Here is a 15,725-nt window from a genome sequence, read left to right on the forward strand (position 1 = left end):
GCGTGTGATAGCAAAAGGGCCGCATGCTGCGGCCCCAAGCTGTATCGAATTATCAGGCGACGGCTTCCAGAGCCGGGTAATCGGTATAACCCTTGGCACCGCCGCCGTAGAAGGTCGTATTGTCCGGTGCGTTCAGCGAAGCGTTCGTTTGGAAGCGCTCGACAAGATCCGGGTTGGCGATGAACAGCTTGCCGAAGGCAACGGCGTCCGCATAACCGCTTTCCACGGCCTGTTCTGCCGTTTCCTTGTCATAGCCGTTGTTGACCAGCCATGCGCCGGTGCCGCCGGCCTTGCGGTAGATATCCTTCAATTCATGATAATCGAACGGCTTGTCGCCCTGGGTGAAGTTGCGGTCACCGCCGGTTGCGCCTTCGACAACGTGAATGAAGGAGAGGTTGCGTGAGCCGAGTTGCTCGACGAGGTGGTTGAACACCGCCTGTGGCTGGCTCTCGGTGATGTTATTGGCCGGCGTGACCGGTGAGAGACGGATCCCGACGCGTCCTGCGCCGATTTCCTTTGCCACGGCATCGACGACTTCGAGCGCGAAACGGACGCGGTTTTCAATCGAGCCGCCATATTCGTCGGTGCGCTGGTTGGCGCCGTCCTTGAGGAACTGGTCGATCAGGTAACCGTTTGCGCCGTGGATCTCTACACCATCGAACCCGGCGTCAATTGCAGCGCGGGCACCCTTGGCATAGTCGGCGACAACACCTGCAATTTCGCCAGGCTCAAGCGCGCGCGGAGCCGAAGTCTCGGCGAAGGCGCCGTTGCCGTTTTCATCGATGATGTAGGTCTTGCCGCCGGCCGGGATTGCGGAGGGAGCAACCGGTGCGTTGCCATTCGGCTGCAGGGAAACATGCGATACGCGGCCCACATGCCAGATCTGGGTGACGATCTTGCCGCCCTTCTTGTGAACGGCGTCGGTCACTTTCTTCCAGCCTGCGATGGCTTCCGGGAGATAAAGGCCGGGAACATCAGCATAACCCTGGCCCTGCTGCGTCACTGGCGTACCTTCGGTAATCAGAAGGCCGGCCGAGGCGCGCTGTTCGTAATAGGCCGCATTGAGATCGTTCGGGATCGCCTTGGGCGAGCGATTGCGCGTCAACGGCGCCATGACGATCCTGTTCGCCAATTCGATATCGCCAAACTTCACCGGGTCGAAGAGTGTGGTCATTGCGGAAGTCCTTTTGCCTTTGGCTTGGAGGATCTTGGGAGGAAGCCTAATCAAAGTGTCGATTTCAGCTCTTTCAGGAAGGTCGCGATGGTTTCTTCGTCGCGGCTATAGAATGCCCACTGACCGACACGGTTCGTCTTGAGCAATCCGGCCTTTTCGAGCGTGGCAAGATGGGCGGATACCGTCGATTGCGACAGGCCGCATTTCTTTTCGAACTGGTTGGCGCAGATGCCCATTTCCAGCGGATGTGCCTGATCGCAGAAATTCTGTTCAGGTTCGCGCATCCATTCGAGAAACGACACCCGTACAGGGTGAGCCAGCGCTTTTAGAATTTCCGTCTTGTCTGTTTTCATCGCATATCGCCTTCATTCGATATGTAGATCGTACTTTTCCGATTTAAAGAGGCAAAAAAATCGGGCCAACGGATTTCTCCGTGGCCCGTCAATTGTGAAGGTCAAATAACCTCCAGAGGGGAACAGCCGACGCGGATGGCGGGAAACCATCGAGCCGTCGACTGATTTCAATATGGGTTGCGATGCGGCTCGCGACAAGGGGCTTGGTGAAGATATTAAACGCAAGGGCTTGTTTTGCCTGCTGCAGATTGGCGCAGCTTCCGTCCCGGCGGCAGATGGAAGGCAAAAAAAGAGGGCCACCGGATTACTCCAGGGCCCTTTTAAGTGTGAAGGTCAAAATGAACCTCCAGAGGGGAACAGCTGCTGCGGTGGAACTGGGAGGAAAGCCACCATATGCATCAGCTGAGTGCGATATGATGGTTTTTTGTGCATTGCGCAATCATATTTTGTGCAGGCCTGCCATGTTTTGAGCGCATGGCTTCCGTCGTAAAACTTGCATAAATGCAAGAGCAGCGCGTTGATCCTTGGGATTCGCCTGATATGCCGGGACTTAGAAGTTCCAGTTTCTGGCTTTTGCGACGATGAAATCGCGGAAGACCTTCAGCTTTGCTGCGTTCTTCATTTCATCCGGGTAGCAGAAATAGGTGTCGAAGGTGGGGATGTCCGCGTTGATCGCCAGCTGGATCAGGCCGGGGTCGCGCCCGACGATATAATCCGGCAGAACGGCGATGCCGATGCCGAGCAGGCAGGCGCGCTTGATCGACGTCTGGCTGTTGATCTGCAGGTGCGGAGCCCGCGTGTTGTCGGAGTTGCGACCGGCATATTCGAGCCAGTTGACGTCCAGCAGATAGTTCGGGGCAGGTTCGCCGAACGTGATGATGCGGTGCTGGTCCAGGTCCTCTATCGTCTGCGGTTCGCCGAAGCGGTTGATATAGGAGGGGGCCGCGTAGACGTGCATGTGGACCGTGAACAGCTTGCGCTGAATGAGGTCCGACTGCTGCGGTTGGCGAAGCCTGATGGCGCAGTCGGCGTGACGCATGTTGACGTCGACTTCCTCGTTGTCGAGGATGAGCTGTACCGACATTTCAGGATAAAGCTGCAGAAATTCCTGCACCTTGTCCGTCAGCCAGCCTTGGCCGAGGCCGACTGTCGTGGTGACGCGCAGCTTGCCGGAAGGCTTGTCGGTCGTCTCTGTGAGCTGAACCTTGACCGTTTCCAGCTTGAGGAGAACGTCATGGGCTGTCCGGTAGAGCAGTTCGCCCTGTTCGGTCAGAATAAGCCCGCGGGCGTGGCGATGAAAAAGCTTCACCCCCACGTCCTGCTCGAGTGCACTGACCTGGCGACTTATCGCCGACTGGGAGAGATGCAGCTTGTCGGCGGCGTGGGTGAACGAACCCGCTTCTGCTGCCGCATGGAAAATGCGCAGTTTATCCCAGTCCAGAGGAACGCCCATGCTTACTCCGCGGCTATGGAGACCGGCTGAATGCCGGCCAGGTAACGCTCGGCCTCAAGTGCGGCCATGCAGCCCATACCAGCGGCGGTGATCGCCTGCCGGAAGGTGTCGTCGGTCACGTCGCCTGCGGCAAAGATGCCGGGCACGTCAGTCGCGGTCGAATCGGGCGCGGTCCAGAGATAACCGCCGGCCTTCATCCTGAGCTTGTCCTTGAACAGTTCTGTCGCGGGGGCATGGCCGATCGCGACGAAAACGCCATGGATCGGTTGTTCCGTGATCGCGCCGGTCAGCGTGTTGCGCAGTTTCACGCCTTCAACCGAAGGCGGAAGCGGCGGCTTTGCCGGCTTTCCTGTGATTTCGTGGATCTCGGTATTCCACAAAACCTTGACATTCGCACGCTGGAACAGCCGCTCGCGGAGGATCTTCTCCGAGCGAAACTCGTCCCGGCGATGCACGACGGTCACGGATTTTGTGATGTTGGACAGATAGAGCGCTTCCTCGACGGCGGAATTGCCGCCGCCGACCACGATCACGTCCTTGTTGCGATAGAAGAAGCCATCACAGGTGGCGCAGGCCGAGACGCCAAAGCCCTGGAAATGCTGTTCGCTCTCGATGCCCAGCCACTTCGCCTTGGCACCGGTCGCGATAATGATCGTGTCGGCGGTCCAGACGGTGCCGGAATCGGTGCGGATGGTGAACGGCCGATTGTTCATCTCGACTTCGGTGACGAGGTCATTGACGATCTCGGCACCGACATGTGTCGCCTGCTTGAGCATCTGCTCCATCAGCCAGGGGCCCTGGATCGGATCGCCGAAGCCGGGGTAATTCTCGACATCGGTGGTGATCATCAACTGACCGCCCTGTTCCATGCCGGCGATCAGGACCGGCTTCAGCATGGCGCGGGCGGCGTAGATGGCTGCCGTATATCCGGCGGGACCTGAACCGATGATCAGCACTTCCGTGTGACGAGCGGACATGAAAACTTCCTTTCGAAGGCGGATTGAACGTATACCCATATAGGAAGGGTGTTTTCGCTCTGCCGCTTTTTGACTGTCATCTAATGTCGATCCATGCGTCAGTGCAAGGGCAGGTTTGCATTAACAACAGGACAGTTGGTCGCGAGCGCATGGACCCGAAGGCCGGAATCAGCTTGCAGATCTATGTGCAGTCTAAAAAATATCCCCGTATGCCTTGATCACCCTGTCTGGTGCACAGCGCGGTGGGGCTGTATTGGCTTATGCCTTGCGTTAAACGCTGTTTCGATTAAAAGCCATCCCATTCAAGGGGGAATACCGTGCTCCGCGCCGATCTCGATGCCATCGATATAAAGATTCTGAAGGAGCTCCAACAGGACGGGCGCATCACGAATGTGGAGCTTGCCGAACGCGTCGGGATTTCCGCGCCACCCTGTCTGCGGCGTGTACGAAAGCTGGAAGAAGCGGGCATCATCGAAGGTTATCATGCGCTGCTGAACGGCCAGAAGCTCGGCTTCGATCTCGTGGCTTTCTGCATGGTCGGCCTGAAACGCCAGTCGGACGCGGACTTGAAGGGGTTTGCTTCCAGAGTGCTGCAATGGCCGCTGGTGCGAGAGGCCTGGATGGTGAATGGAGACAGCGATTTTCTGCTGCGCTGCACCGCCGAAAACCTGACACAGTTCCAGGATTTCGTCATCGAAACACTGACCGCAGATGAGCATGTCGATACCGTTCGGACGATGCTGACGATCCGGCAGGTGAAGCAGCTTGGGTTGGTTGAAGTTTAAGATTGCCCCGCCGTCTCGACATTGGAGAGCGGCGGCTTGAAGTTCGCAGGTATGGACATGCTGACGCCCAAGAACACCCTTATCTGCATATTCTCGTATAATATGGGCGCAACGCTGGAACGTTGCATCCAGTCGACGATAAAGATGTGTGCAGGGTTCGAGACGATCCTGATCGACGATGCGAGTGAGGATCCCCGAACGGTCGAGTTGTTGAAAACGCAGCGACATCTTTTCCGTGAGGTGATCATTTCCAGAGAGCCCAAATTGGGCAAGAGGCATGGAAACCTTTATCTGAATATTCAGAAGGCCTGCGCCTACGCTACTCAGTCAGGCTTCGAATTTTTGATGATGATTCAGGACGATATGCAGTTCGTCCGTCCATTTGACGAAAATATCGGCAAGCAATACGGCGATCTCTTCAACAGCGGCGATAAAGTCCTGCAGGTTGATCCCCGCTTTCTGAGGCGAGGGGAGTATGAGGTTCTAAAGGAGCGGCGCGCCTACCGCTACGACACGAGAACGTCCTATGCGGATGTCGGCATAGTTCATCTGGGGCGCCTGAACAGTATCAAATGGCAATTCCTTGAAGGCGAAAGAGCAAATAAGCAGGCGCTTACCGATCTCGGTTACGAGCGGCTTTTTCCCTTTACGCCGATAACCATGCATGTTCCCTTTCCGCGGGTTTACCGTGGCGGTAGAGGACGTTTCCGCGTGTTTCCCTTCAACCGTGGGAAATACGGGTTTGCGTATATGACAGAACAGGAAATGGCCGATATGGATGCCCGTCCTGTCGAACAGGTCCCTTTCTTCCGGGTTTTCTTGCGTCCGTATAATATGCGGCTTAGCCGGCTCCTTTATTGGTACCGAAAAGACAACAAGATTTTCACCTAGCATTTCTGCCAGGCAGCGAACCGAGAATAGATCTGTCGTGCAATGACCAAACGCTCAAATCGCCCATTGACCCGATCGCTTGTGAAATTAGGCGCGCGACTTTTTCTTGGAAGCGAACGGGCGCATTTTCAGGACCATATTCCGGGACTTGTCATCACTGCAAAACAGCCGGATCGCGCCATCGTCTACCGGGGAAGGCAGCTCAACGTCCTTCAACAGTGCGATAGTCTCGGTCATGGTCAGGAGGCGGCCTATATAATCGGCTCGGGTCCTTCTATCGACAGGTGCGATATGACCAAGCTCGATATCGGCTCGGCGATACTCCTGAACGGGGCCATCCATCTGCTTGCCAAGCGAGGTCCGCTGCCTCTGGCCGTCGCGATCGAGGACGAGCGTTTCATCTGGCGCCATTTCGCACTTCTGCGCGACAGGATTGCCGCGGATACGATCTGTTTGCTTTCGGTGCAGGTCATCCGCGCCATATGCGAGCATGATCCGTCATGGCTGAGCGACAAACGGGTCATCCTGATTGACAACATCTCAAGGCCTTATGGTTCGCGCCGCCGCTCGAATGCGGAACTGTCCCGGCTCGATTTCGTGACAATGGGCCGCGATGGAAACGGCGGTATCTCTACTGAGCCGGACAAAGGGGTATTTCAGGGCGGCTCGGTTGCAATCTCCGCCATGCAGTTTCTCATCGCATGCCGCCCCGGATTGATCGGGTTGTTCGGCATCGATATCTCGAACGCCGATCTGCCTCGATTCTATGAAACGAAGGATGCAGCAGCATTCAGCGGCATCGCCATGGCGGAAGCTCGCATTCTAGGGCACTTTGCGACTGCGCTGTCTGTCTGTTCCAAACAAGGTATCACGGTAGAATGCTACTCGGAAAAGTCTGCCTTGCTGGCTGCGGGGTATCGGTATAGCGATCGGTTTTCGCTGACACGTCATGATCGCTGATATGGCGACACAATAGAGTTGATATGCGCTTCTTCAAAAAGAAACATCCTTACACAAAGCAATTGACGATTACGCCGCCCAAGCCTGATCCCGATCGGGCGGGCGTGGCGATCGTTACCTGTGTGAAGAACGAGGCGCGATACATTGCCGAGTGGATCGAGTTCCACCGTGCAGTAGGCGTCGTACATTTCCATATCTACGATGACGGTTGCGAGGACGATACGATTGCTATCGCCCGCGGACTGCTCTATCCGTCCGCCTTGACGGTCGTGCCCTGGAAAGGGCGGCTGATCGATACGCCGACCCAGAACCTATTGAACAGCCAGGCAATTGCTTTTGCCCACAGCATTTTGAACTTCGGCGGTCGGTACGCCCGTATGGCATTTATTGATGTCGACGAATTCCTGTTGCCGAAAAATGGTGACACGCTGGACGAGGCACTTGAAGGCGCAAAGAGGTTCCCGAATATTTCTCTGCCGTGGCATATGTTCGGAACAAGCGGACACAAGACACGTCCTGCCGGATCGCTGCTTCGCAATTATACGATCCGCGGCGCGGACCCGCTGTCGACGAAGAAGAATGCAAGCAATTTCAAATGCATCGTCGATCCGTGCGCCGTTTCCGAAGTGAGCATCCACCATTTCTCAACAGGCGCCTTCGGCGAAAATACGTCGAATGACCGCGGCGAGGTTTTCTCCCGGAAGGGAAGGAAAGGGCAGGCGTTCTATTCTTCCGACTTCATCCAGCTCAACCACTATTACAGCAAGTCCGAGCAGGATCTGAGAGAGAAGATCGAAAGAGGGCCTGCCTCGCCGGCATCACGCCAGCGATATGAAGATCGCGTCATGTCTGCCGTCGCGAATATCGAATCCGAGACCGTCGTCGATACTGCGATGATCGAGTTTCTGGATCGTAGAGGTCTTATTCCGGATGTTTCTACGAAACGTGAGCTAAGCTAAAGACTTCTCATAGACGGCGCCTAGGCGCCGTACTTCACCCTCGATGCTGAAGTTGGCCACCGCATGCTGGCGTGCGCGCACTGCAGCGGCTTGGCATCTTGCATCGTTGTCCATGAATTTTCCGGTTGCGGCACTCATTGCTTCAAGCTCCGCGATAATGACCGTACCGGTTTCGCCCTCACCAGTGACAATCAGCTCTGGAAACGCTCCGACATCTGTTGCCACGACGGGAACGGCGGTCGCCATCGCTTCCAGTGGTGTGAGGCCGAAACCTTCCCAGCGCTGGGGCGCGACGAACAGATCGAGTGTGCGGTACCACTCGTTTATATTGGTATGTTCGCCGACAAATAAAATACGGTCGGCAAGGCCGGCCTTGGCAACTTTGTCGATCAGACCTTTTTCATAATCGACATGCGGACCGGTGGCGCGGCCGGCGATGATCGCTGTCCAGTCCGGGCGCGTGGGCAAAAGCTCGATCATCGTGTCGACGAAAAGGTCTGTGCCTTTCTGGTGGCGCACACGGCCAAAGCAACCGACGAATTTCCGGGCTGGATCTAGCCCGAGGTTTTGCCGCGTTGCGGCCTTGTCCGTCGGCGGTGAAAAACGCTCTGTGTCGATGCCATGCATGACAACGGTGTTCGGCACGTTGAGATAGGTCGCCGTCCTGCCGCTAGTGGCGACGACTGCGTCCATCTTCGAGATCAACCATTTCGTCCAACCCGAATGCCTGCGCTGCGAAGCCGAGGTGAAGACGATCTTCAGCGGCATGCGGAGGATATCGCGCATGATGATGGCAGGCAGCATTTCGACATTGCGGCGGGCATGCCAGACGCGGAAACGCTTGCCGTGTGGACGGCTCCACAAGCGCAACAAGTCCCGAAAGCGGATATGCGGGATGGTTTCCGGCAGGCCCGGTCCGAGCGCCGCCACCTTGTAACCAAGGGCGCGCTGAACCGGAACCAGCTGGATGATCGTGCTGGTCACCCCGGACAATCGCCGTTTGAAGTTTGGTGCGATGACCTCGACTTCACTTATATCGACGATTGCCGGATTATGACTGCTGTTCTTCTGGCCTTCGGCCACGGCACTCAGCCCCAGGAAATGGAAAGGATTTCGTAAGCCTTGGAGCCGCCGGGTGCTACGACTTCGATCGATTCGCCGGCTTCCTTGCCGATCATGGCGCGAGCTATCGGAGACGAGATCGAGATGCGGCCGGATTTGACATCGGCTTCCTGATCACCGACGATCTGGTAGGTCTTTTCTTCGTCGGTATCTTCGTCAATCAGCTTGACGGTGGCGCCGAACTTGATCGTCGAACCGGACATCTTGGAGAGGTCGATCACTTCCGCACGGGCGGTGAAATCCTCAAGCTCGGTGATGCGGCCCTCATTGTGGCTCTGGGCCTCCTTGGCAGCATGATACTCAGCGTTTTCGGAAAGGTCGCCATGGGCGCGCGCTTCCGCAATCGCTTCGATGATACGGGGACGCTCCTCCTGCTGTCTCCAGCGCAGTTCTTCCTGCAACCGGACAAAGCCGTTCTGCGTCATCGGTACCTTTTCAACCATTTCCGTATCCTTCAGGGGCGTATCCGCGGGTACCGCGAACACAAAAAGAAACAGGTTCCGGAGCGTGAACTTCGGAACCATCGCAGCATCAAAATGTAGGGTCACTATATCAGAATTTCGATGTCTCTCACGAGGATTTTCGAAATGATGTCATGTCTCCCGACTTTTCATGTGATGTGAACCGCGCCCGTTTGTCAATCTCTTGACCATTGAAATGAGAACATATATAGAACAAACGTAATGAAGAAGTCGCTGAAAGAACGATTGGCCATCCTGTCGGATGCCGCAAAATATGACGCTTCCTGTGCTTCAAGCGGGACGACGAAACGCGATTCGTCGGCGAGTGGAGGGCTGGGGTCGACCGAAGGTTCGGGCATCTGCCACGCCTATGCGCCAGATGGACGCTGCATTTCGCTTCTGAAGATCCTGCTGACAAATTTCTGCATCTATGACTGCGCTTATTGCATCAATCGTTCTTCCAGCAATGTGGAGCGCGCACGTTTCACGCCGGAAGAAGTGATCTGGCTGACTCTCGAATTTTATCGCCGCAATTACATTGAGGGGCTGTTTCTGTCTTCGGGCATCATTCGCTCTTCCGATCACACGATGGAGGAGATGGTACGGATCGCGCGGGAACTGCGGACGATCCATAATTTTCGCGGCTATATCCATCTGAAGTCGATACCCGAAGCATCGGGACGCCTGATCGAGGAGGCGGGCCTTTATGCCGATCGTCTGTCGATCAATATCGAACTGCCGACCGATGCAGGGATCGGTCGGTTCGCGCCGGAAAAGCAGCCGGACAATATCCGACGTTCAATGGGCAATCTGCGACTGAAGATAGAGGAAATGGCGGAGCCGACGCTGCAGACCAAACGTCGGCGGAAATTTGCGCCGGCCGGGCAAAGCACGCAGATGATCGTCGGGGCTGATGGTGCCGATGACGCCACCATTCTAGGCACCAGCGCCCGGCTTTATGGCAGCTATGGGCTGAAGCGCGTCTATTATTCAGCCTTCAGCCCGATCCCGGATTCGTCGAAGACATTGCCGCTGATCAAGCCGCCTTTGATGCGAGAGCACAGGCTTTATCAGGCCGACTGGCTCTATCGTTTCTACGGGTTCGATATCGGTGAAATCACCTCCGGCCAGTCGGATGGAATGCTGGATCTCGATCTCGATCCCAAGCTTGCGTGGGCTCTCGGTCATCGCGACCGGTTCCCGGTCGATATTAACCGGGCAGAAAAGGAGACGCTGCTGAGGGTGCCGGGTTTTGGCACCAAGACGGTCAAGGGCATCCTGTCGTCCCGGCGTTTCCGCCGGTTGCGGCTCGATGATCTGAAGCGGCTTGGCGTATCGCTTCGAAAGGTGCAGCCCTTTGTCGTCTGCGAAGGCTGGACGCCGCACCGGCTCGTCGACCGTTCGGATCTGCGTGCGATGTTCCAACCCAAACCAGAGCAACTGTCGCTGTTATGATGTACCGCTATTCCTTGCGGGGGCGGGGCGATCTGATCGAATGGCGAGATGCGGCACGCGGTTTCCTCAGTGCCGGCATCGTGCCGGAATATATCGAGTGGCGAACGATGGACGATGCCGACGGTCTGTTCGGTTTCGATGACAACCGCCTGCCAGAGCCTGCAGATCCGCCGCCCAGGGTCACGGTGTCGGCCTCGTTCATCAGGCTTGCGGAAGCAGTCATCTGCCATTCCGACCCGACACGGTTTACGCTTCTCTATCGGCTGCTCTTCCGGCTCTTCCATTCGCACGGGTTGCTCAACATGGCCGTGGATCGGGATGTGAGCGCGGCGCGGCGCATGGCGAAATCGGTCGGGCGCGATTATCACAAGATGACCGCCTTCGTTCGTTTCAAAGAACTGGCTCTGCCGGAAGGCGCTGCCGGGCGGCGGCGCTTCGTCGCCTGGTTCGAGCCCGATCATTTCATTGTCGAGCGTGTCGCGCCGTTTTTCCAGCGGCGTTTCACCGACATGGACTGGCTGATCCTGACGCCCAAAGGCTCGGCATCGTGGAACGGAGAGGAACTCAGGACAACCGACGATCCGGCCGAAAAGCCGGATCTACGCGACGATACCGACGATCTGTGGCGCACCTATTATGCTTCCATCTTCAATCCGGCGCGGTTGAAGGTGAAGATGATGATGACGGAGATGCCGAAGAAATACTGGAAGAACCTGCCCGAAGCGGAGCTCATTCCCGGCATGATCGCCAAGGCCGAGGCAAACGTTCTTGCAATGGCTGCCAGACAGGCAAGCGAGCCCTTGCCGTTCCATCACCGTATCCAGGAGGCAGCGGCAAAAGTGCCGGCGGCACCGCAGCCAGCAGCGGGCACGTTTGCTGCACTCAAGGAAGAGGCGCGGTCCTGCACACTCTGCGATATCCATTGTCTCGCAACGCAGACGGTTTTCGGGGAGGGGCCTGAGGATGCGCAGACGATGTTCATCGGCGAGCAGCCGGGTGATCAGGAGGATCTGGCGGGCAGGCCATTTGTCGGTCCGGCGGGCCGGTTGTTCAATGATACGCTGGCCCAAGTCGGTATCGAACGCGACAGGCTCTACGTCACCAATGCGGTCAAGCATTTCAAATATCAGCCGCGGGGCAAACGGCGCATCCACCAGAAGCCCAATATGGGAGAGGTGCGGCAATGCCGCTGGTGGCTGACGAAGGAACTGGAACTGGTGAAGCCGAAGCTAATCGTGGCAATGGGAGCAACGGCGCTCTTTGCGTTGACCGACATGCGGCAGAAGCTGGAAGATATCCGCAGCGAGCCAATTGCTATGGAGGAGGGCAGGACGCTGTTCGTCACCGTCCATCCTTCTTACCTGCTGCGTATTCCCGATGAGGGTTTGAAGCGGGAGGAACTCGCCCGTTTTCGGGAGGATATCGCATCTGTGAAAAGGCTCATGTGAGCAACGGTCAGGTTATTCACAGGCTGATGCTGCAGCGCGGTATCATTTCGGGTCGCAAATGGTGCATCGCGAGACAGCTGGACAAAATTTCGCGTTTCGGGGGCTCTTGTCTTTAACTCTTGCCGGGCTTCGTTCGAGACGCGGGAAATATTCCCACATAACTTTGTTCCCAGGACCAACCCACGGAGGTGCCGCCCCATGACGAGGCGGGTCGCAAGTCTGATCATGTCCGTCTGTGTCGCGTTTGCGATGTGGACGACGCTGGCTGTTGCGTCACTTCTGATGTGGAAATTCCTCCGGGATGTTTCCGGATGAATGTGGTCCATGATGGGCCATGGCCGCCTTTGCGAAAGTGGAGGCGGCCGATCGCCGGAAAACGGCCATGGCGTGTCAGGTGACGAAAACAGGATCCTTCGGCAGATTGGGCGGGTTGTAGCCGCCTGCGTCAGTCCGGGTACGCACGGATTGGTGCAGCATTGCCGTATCCGGAATCAATCGGTAATCCTTCAGCGGAATATAGATCGAACGGCGGTCGCCCCGCTTGCGCCAGGAGTTTTCCGGCACGCGGCGAGGGAGGTACTCCAGAGGTTTCCAGCCAAAGCTCATGGAATCGTGCAGGGCCGCGGTCGGGTTCAGTCTGACATATTTATTGTCCCGTTCACCGCGGACGATATCGTTGACAGTCTGGGTCCGGAAGATCAGCCCCGCCGGTTCCGTCTCGCGGATCATCCAGTCGAGCGGGATCTTGACCTGGCTGCTTTCGGCTTCGGGATAACCGCCGCCGACATCGCCATGCACGCCTGCAAACCAGACTTCCTTGAAGTTCTGCTTTCCCTTCACTTTCTTGAACGGGCTGCCTCTGTAGTCCTGATCGGCAGTCCACAATTCCGGCTGGAACATCGTGCGGCGTTCGTCGATGGCGACCGCATGGCGTACCCATTCGACGCTCGGGTTCTTGGCGCTGAAGGGATGGGTTTTCATCTGCAGCCAGTGTTTTCCCGGTTCGATCACCGAGGCGACCGTATCGAACAGGCCAAGCAGTTTGATCGGAGGCCTGCCGGTACGCAATGTCCGCTCGTAGAGGCGCATGGAGGCAAAAGCGGAACGTCCGTCTTCGTCTTGCAGCCGGTCACGATCGATCTCTTCCTGTGCCGGTATCCCCTTGTAGGTATCGTAGGCGTAGTCAAGAAGGTTGAGATGGTGGCGGTTCATGAATCCGAGCGCGTGAATGAAACCCGCTAGAACCCGTGCGGAATAGGCGCCGCGGCTGAAGCCGAAGATATAGATACGGTCGCGGTCTTTATAGTTGCCGCTATCGTCCTTTTTGCCGGGATCGTAATTGTCGATCAGGAAGCGGTAGGCTTCCTTGATATTCTGGTCCATGCCCCAGCCGGTCGCCAGCCCCCAGATCTCGATCGTATTGCGATAGATCTTCGACCATGCGTTATTGGCACCGAACGTGCCGACACCCGGATCGTAATAGACGATCTGTCGCCCTGACCGCTCTAGCGCGCCGAACAGTCTGAGGATATTCGTGCGGTCCGCCGAAATTTCGTTCGACGTGCCGTCGAACAGGATGACGATGTTCTTCGACATGAAATCCCCTCGCGAGTGCGATATCGAAAATATCATTCAGCCTGTTGCATTTCAATGAAGGGGAAAATGACTGAAGAACAGCGTCTTACGGGGCTCCGTTCCGAAGTTGAGTCTGAATCTGAACGACACGCACAGTACGATTGCGAGCCATCTGCTTCCTCCTCTTTTCGTCGGTCGGAGGAGAAGGGCGAGAACCGAATTAACAGACCCGATTTCCCGGATGGCTCTTCCTTAACCTTCGCATACCGACCGAGCTTGGTGAGCGTGTAGCTGCCGCTTCAAAGAGCGCCAACCACTACCACGGCTGGCATGTCTCAAGTATCGCGACGGAAAGGGGCCGTGAGATGCGCGTCTTGCCTCCTTTTCCTCGCGTGTGATCGGGCCGGAGCCGCCGCCTATCGCGCTGCCCGGCCTTGCCCGCCCGGCCCGCCTCAGATATCGAGATAGCTGACGTTGAAGATGGCATCGATGCCGCGTTGTCGCGGCGCGTTTATGACTTGGCCAAGGCGATAATCATGCCTGGTTCGGTTCTGCACTAGGTCAGCACCCCCTTGTTCGCCATCAGCGACATGACGGTTTCCAGCCGGTCAAAATTCTGCTCGTTGGCAGCTTCGAGGAAACGTTCGATCTCACGGTTCTCCTTCGTGTCGTCGAAGGACATGCGCCATGTCAGGCGAGTGGCAGGACCTGCGTCATGAAATCCGATCTCGAGGGCGAATGCGTGCGTCGGGCCATGATGGAAGGCTGTGATGCGCTCGTCTAGCCGGATGTCCTCGAACGTCCAGTGGTTAACGAAATCGGTATCGCTGGAGGATGTCATAACGATGATCCATGTTCCTCCATTCGTGAATTCGAATCTGTCGATGCGATTGGTGAAGCCGTGCGGCCCCCACCATTTAGCCAGGATTGCGGGATCAGAGAATGCTCGGAACAGGGTAGGGCGTTCAGTCGCGAACAGCCGCTCGTTTTCGACAATCAGCGAGCGTTCCACACTATCGGCCATTGCCACCTTCCTTTATTCCGCCTTGATCGGGCCGCTCCTCGCAGACAAGGCATTTGATCTCGCCTGACATCTTCATAAGCTCTCTTCTGCCAACCTCTCAAGGCAGACTTTCTGAACCAACACCTGCAATGTCTCCACCCGTTCCACTAGCCATTCCAGTTCCTCGGCTGTGATCTGGTACTTGGGCGAATAACGGGCTTCGACATACGCCCGCACCAGGAGTTCAAACCGGCGACGGCTGAGGCGGCTGTCGCGTGGCCAGGCGGCAATCAATCGCGCATCGATACTCTCTGCCTTTGAACGGAGATTTCTGATTCGATGTGACTTTGGGCTGTAAAGCGTCATCGTCAGAAGGAAACAGTGGTAGGCGCTCTCGCATGCTTGATGCAGGGAAAATGCACTGTGATTCAGCCAGAACGAGCCATCTCTCGATCGGGTTAGTTGGTACGCCGCGGTCTCTAGGGACGAAAAGGAGTTCGCGATCCATTGATCGAAATATCTCCGCGCTTCTTCCTTCGCCTCCGCCGGATTCAACGGCTTCGGCTGTGCGAGCGGGTAAGGATCGCTTTGATAGAGCATCTTCCCATCGCGAAGAATATCGACGAAGAACGGCCGCCCTTGCGCCAGTTGGTTGTTCACATCCTGCAGGCTATGTACGATCGGACTAGTCGGTGTTTTAACATGACCGGCAATCTGCAACTGGATCAGCCGGTCATCAAGTCCGAGCCAGAGATCGTCATCCTCGGCGAAACTGTGACTATTGACGACAACCAGGATATCATAGTCCGAGCGGTAGCCACTGAGACGATCCTCAACCCAGTCACCCCGGGCGTAGCTGCCAAAGAGTATGACCTTGAGGATCTTACCACGCCTGTTTTGTTGAGAGCTTTTGGTCGACTGATGACGCTCGACCTCATCAAAAATGACCTCGAGAACCCGAGCGATTTCGCGTCTTTTGGTCGAGGGCAGATGGTCGAGAATATCAGTCAAAGTCAAAGCCGCATCAAAGCCTTCAGCACCGGATAAATCCATCGTAGCCACCCACCGTTAACAACGTATACAGCGTAATTGTGATCAATGATCACGTT

General features: G+C 56.6%; 15 protein-coding genes. 6 read left to right on the top strand and 9 right to left on the bottom strand.

Annotated features, from left to right (window positions below):
- Positions 1–52 precede the first annotated feature (52 nt).
- From FHP24_RS17605 to trxB, 4 genes are all read right to left on the bottom strand, one after another.
- Entirely contained in the window at positions 53–1,174 is a 1,122-nt protein-coding gene (locus tag FHP24_RS17605; RefSeq protein WP_139677518.1) for an alkene reductase, read from the bottom strand.
- 50 nt (positions 1,175–1,224) lie between these two features.
- Positions 1,225–1,527, bottom strand: coding sequence for an ArsR/SmtB family transcription factor (locus FHP24_RS17610; protein ID WP_139677519.1), 303 nt, complete (start codon positions 1,525–1,527; stop codon positions 1,225–1,227).
- Between the two features lie 550 nt (positions 1,528–2,077).
- The gene (locus FHP24_RS17615; protein WP_139677520.1) at positions 2,078–2,980 is read right to left on the bottom strand and encodes a LysR family transcriptional regulator VtlR; all 903 of its coding nucleotides are present in this window, start codon (positions 2,978–2,980) and stop codon (positions 2,078–2,080) included.
- 2 nt (positions 2,981–2,982) lie between these two features.
- Positions 2,983–3,957 carry a thioredoxin-disulfide reductase gene (trxB, locus tag FHP24_RS17620; protein ID WP_139677521.1) on the bottom strand — a complete coding sequence of 325 codons (975 nt, stop codon included), beginning with the start codon at positions 3,955–3,957 and terminating at the stop codon, positions 2,983–2,985.
- A 317-nt stretch (positions 3,958–4,274) separates the two neighbouring features.
- Here trxB and FHP24_RS17625 point away from each other — a divergent pair, with 317 nt between their 5' ends.
- From FHP24_RS17625 to FHP24_RS17640, 4 genes are all read left to right on the top strand, one after another.
- On the top strand, positions 4,275–4,742 hold the full coding sequence (locus FHP24_RS17625) for an Lrp/AsnC family transcriptional regulator (RefSeq protein ID WP_139677522.1): 468 nt from the start codon (positions 4,275–4,277) through the stop codon (positions 4,740–4,742).
- A gap of 36 nt (positions 4,743–4,778) precedes the next feature.
- On the top strand, positions 4,779–5,633 hold the full coding sequence (locus FHP24_RS17630; protein WP_139677523.1) for a glycosyltransferase family A protein: 855 nt from the start codon (positions 4,779–4,781) through the stop codon (positions 5,631–5,633).
- 291 nt (positions 5,634–5,924) lie between these two features.
- Positions 5,925–6,593, top strand: a complete 669-nt coding sequence (locus tag FHP24_RS17635) for a glycosyl transferase (RefSeq protein ID WP_342782347.1) — start codon at positions 5,925–5,927, stop codon at positions 6,591–6,593.
- Positions 6,594–6,616: 23 nt separating this feature from the next.
- Positions 6,617–7,552, top strand: coding sequence for a glycosyltransferase family 92 protein (locus FHP24_RS17640; RefSeq protein WP_139677525.1), 936 nt, complete (start codon positions 6,617–6,619; stop codon positions 7,550–7,552).
- On the opposite strand, the gene FHP24_RS17645 is transcribed toward FHP24_RS17640, so the two are convergent.
- Together FHP24_RS17645 and greA are read right to left on the bottom strand one after the other, a co-directional pair.
- Positions 7,544–8,596: a glycosyltransferase family 4 protein gene (locus FHP24_RS17645; protein WP_139677612.1), complete on the bottom strand. Its 1,053-nt coding sequence runs from the start codon at positions 8,594–8,596 to the stop codon at positions 7,544–7,546. The genes FHP24_RS17640 and FHP24_RS17645 overlap by 9 nt on opposite strands.
- Positions 8,597–8,640: 44 nt before the next feature.
- A complete protein-coding gene (gene greA / locus FHP24_RS17650) occupies positions 8,641–9,117 on the bottom strand; it encodes a transcription elongation factor GreA (protein ID WP_139677526.1) in 477 nt (158 codons plus the stop codon).
- A 240-nt stretch (positions 9,118–9,357) separates the two neighbouring features.
- On the opposite strand from greA, the gene FHP24_RS17655 reads away from it, so the two are divergent.
- Positions 9,358–10,590, top strand: a complete 1,233-nt coding sequence (locus FHP24_RS17655; protein ID WP_139677527.1) for a putative DNA modification/repair radical SAM protein — start codon at positions 9,358–9,360, stop codon at positions 10,588–10,590.
- Complete coding sequence (locus FHP24_RS17660) at positions 10,590–12,038, top strand: UdgX family uracil-DNA binding protein (protein WP_139677613.1); 1,449 nt, start codon at positions 10,590–10,592, stop codon at positions 12,036–12,038. The genes FHP24_RS17655 and FHP24_RS17660 overlap by 1 nt, the downstream gene beginning before the upstream one ends.
- A 390-nt stretch (positions 12,039–12,428) precedes the next feature.
- Here FHP24_RS17660 and FHP24_RS17665 read toward each other — a convergent pair whose 3' ends face one another.
- The 3 genes from FHP24_RS17665 to FHP24_RS17675 form a co-directional block, all read right to left on the bottom strand.
- Complete coding sequence (locus FHP24_RS17665; RefSeq protein ID WP_139677528.1) at positions 12,429–13,634, bottom strand: T6SS phospholipase effector Tle1-like catalytic domain-containing protein; 1,206 nt, start codon at positions 13,632–13,634, stop codon at positions 12,429–12,431.
- A 535-nt stretch (positions 13,635–14,169) separates the two neighbouring features.
- Positions 14,170–14,637: an SRPBCC domain-containing protein gene (locus tag FHP24_RS17670; protein ID WP_139677529.1), complete on the bottom strand. Its 468-nt coding sequence runs from the start codon at positions 14,635–14,637 to the stop codon at positions 14,170–14,172.
- Between the two features lie 72 nt (positions 14,638–14,709).
- Entirely contained in the window at positions 14,710–15,669 is a 960-nt protein-coding gene (locus FHP24_RS17675) for a HEPN domain-containing protein (protein ID WP_139677530.1), read from the bottom strand.
- Positions 15,670–15,725 lie beyond the last annotated feature (56 nt).

This window comes from Aliirhizobium smilacinae, assembly GCF_006335145.1.
GTDB lineage: Bacteria > Pseudomonadota > Alphaproteobacteria > Rhizobiales > Rhizobiaceae > Neorhizobium > Neorhizobium smilacinae.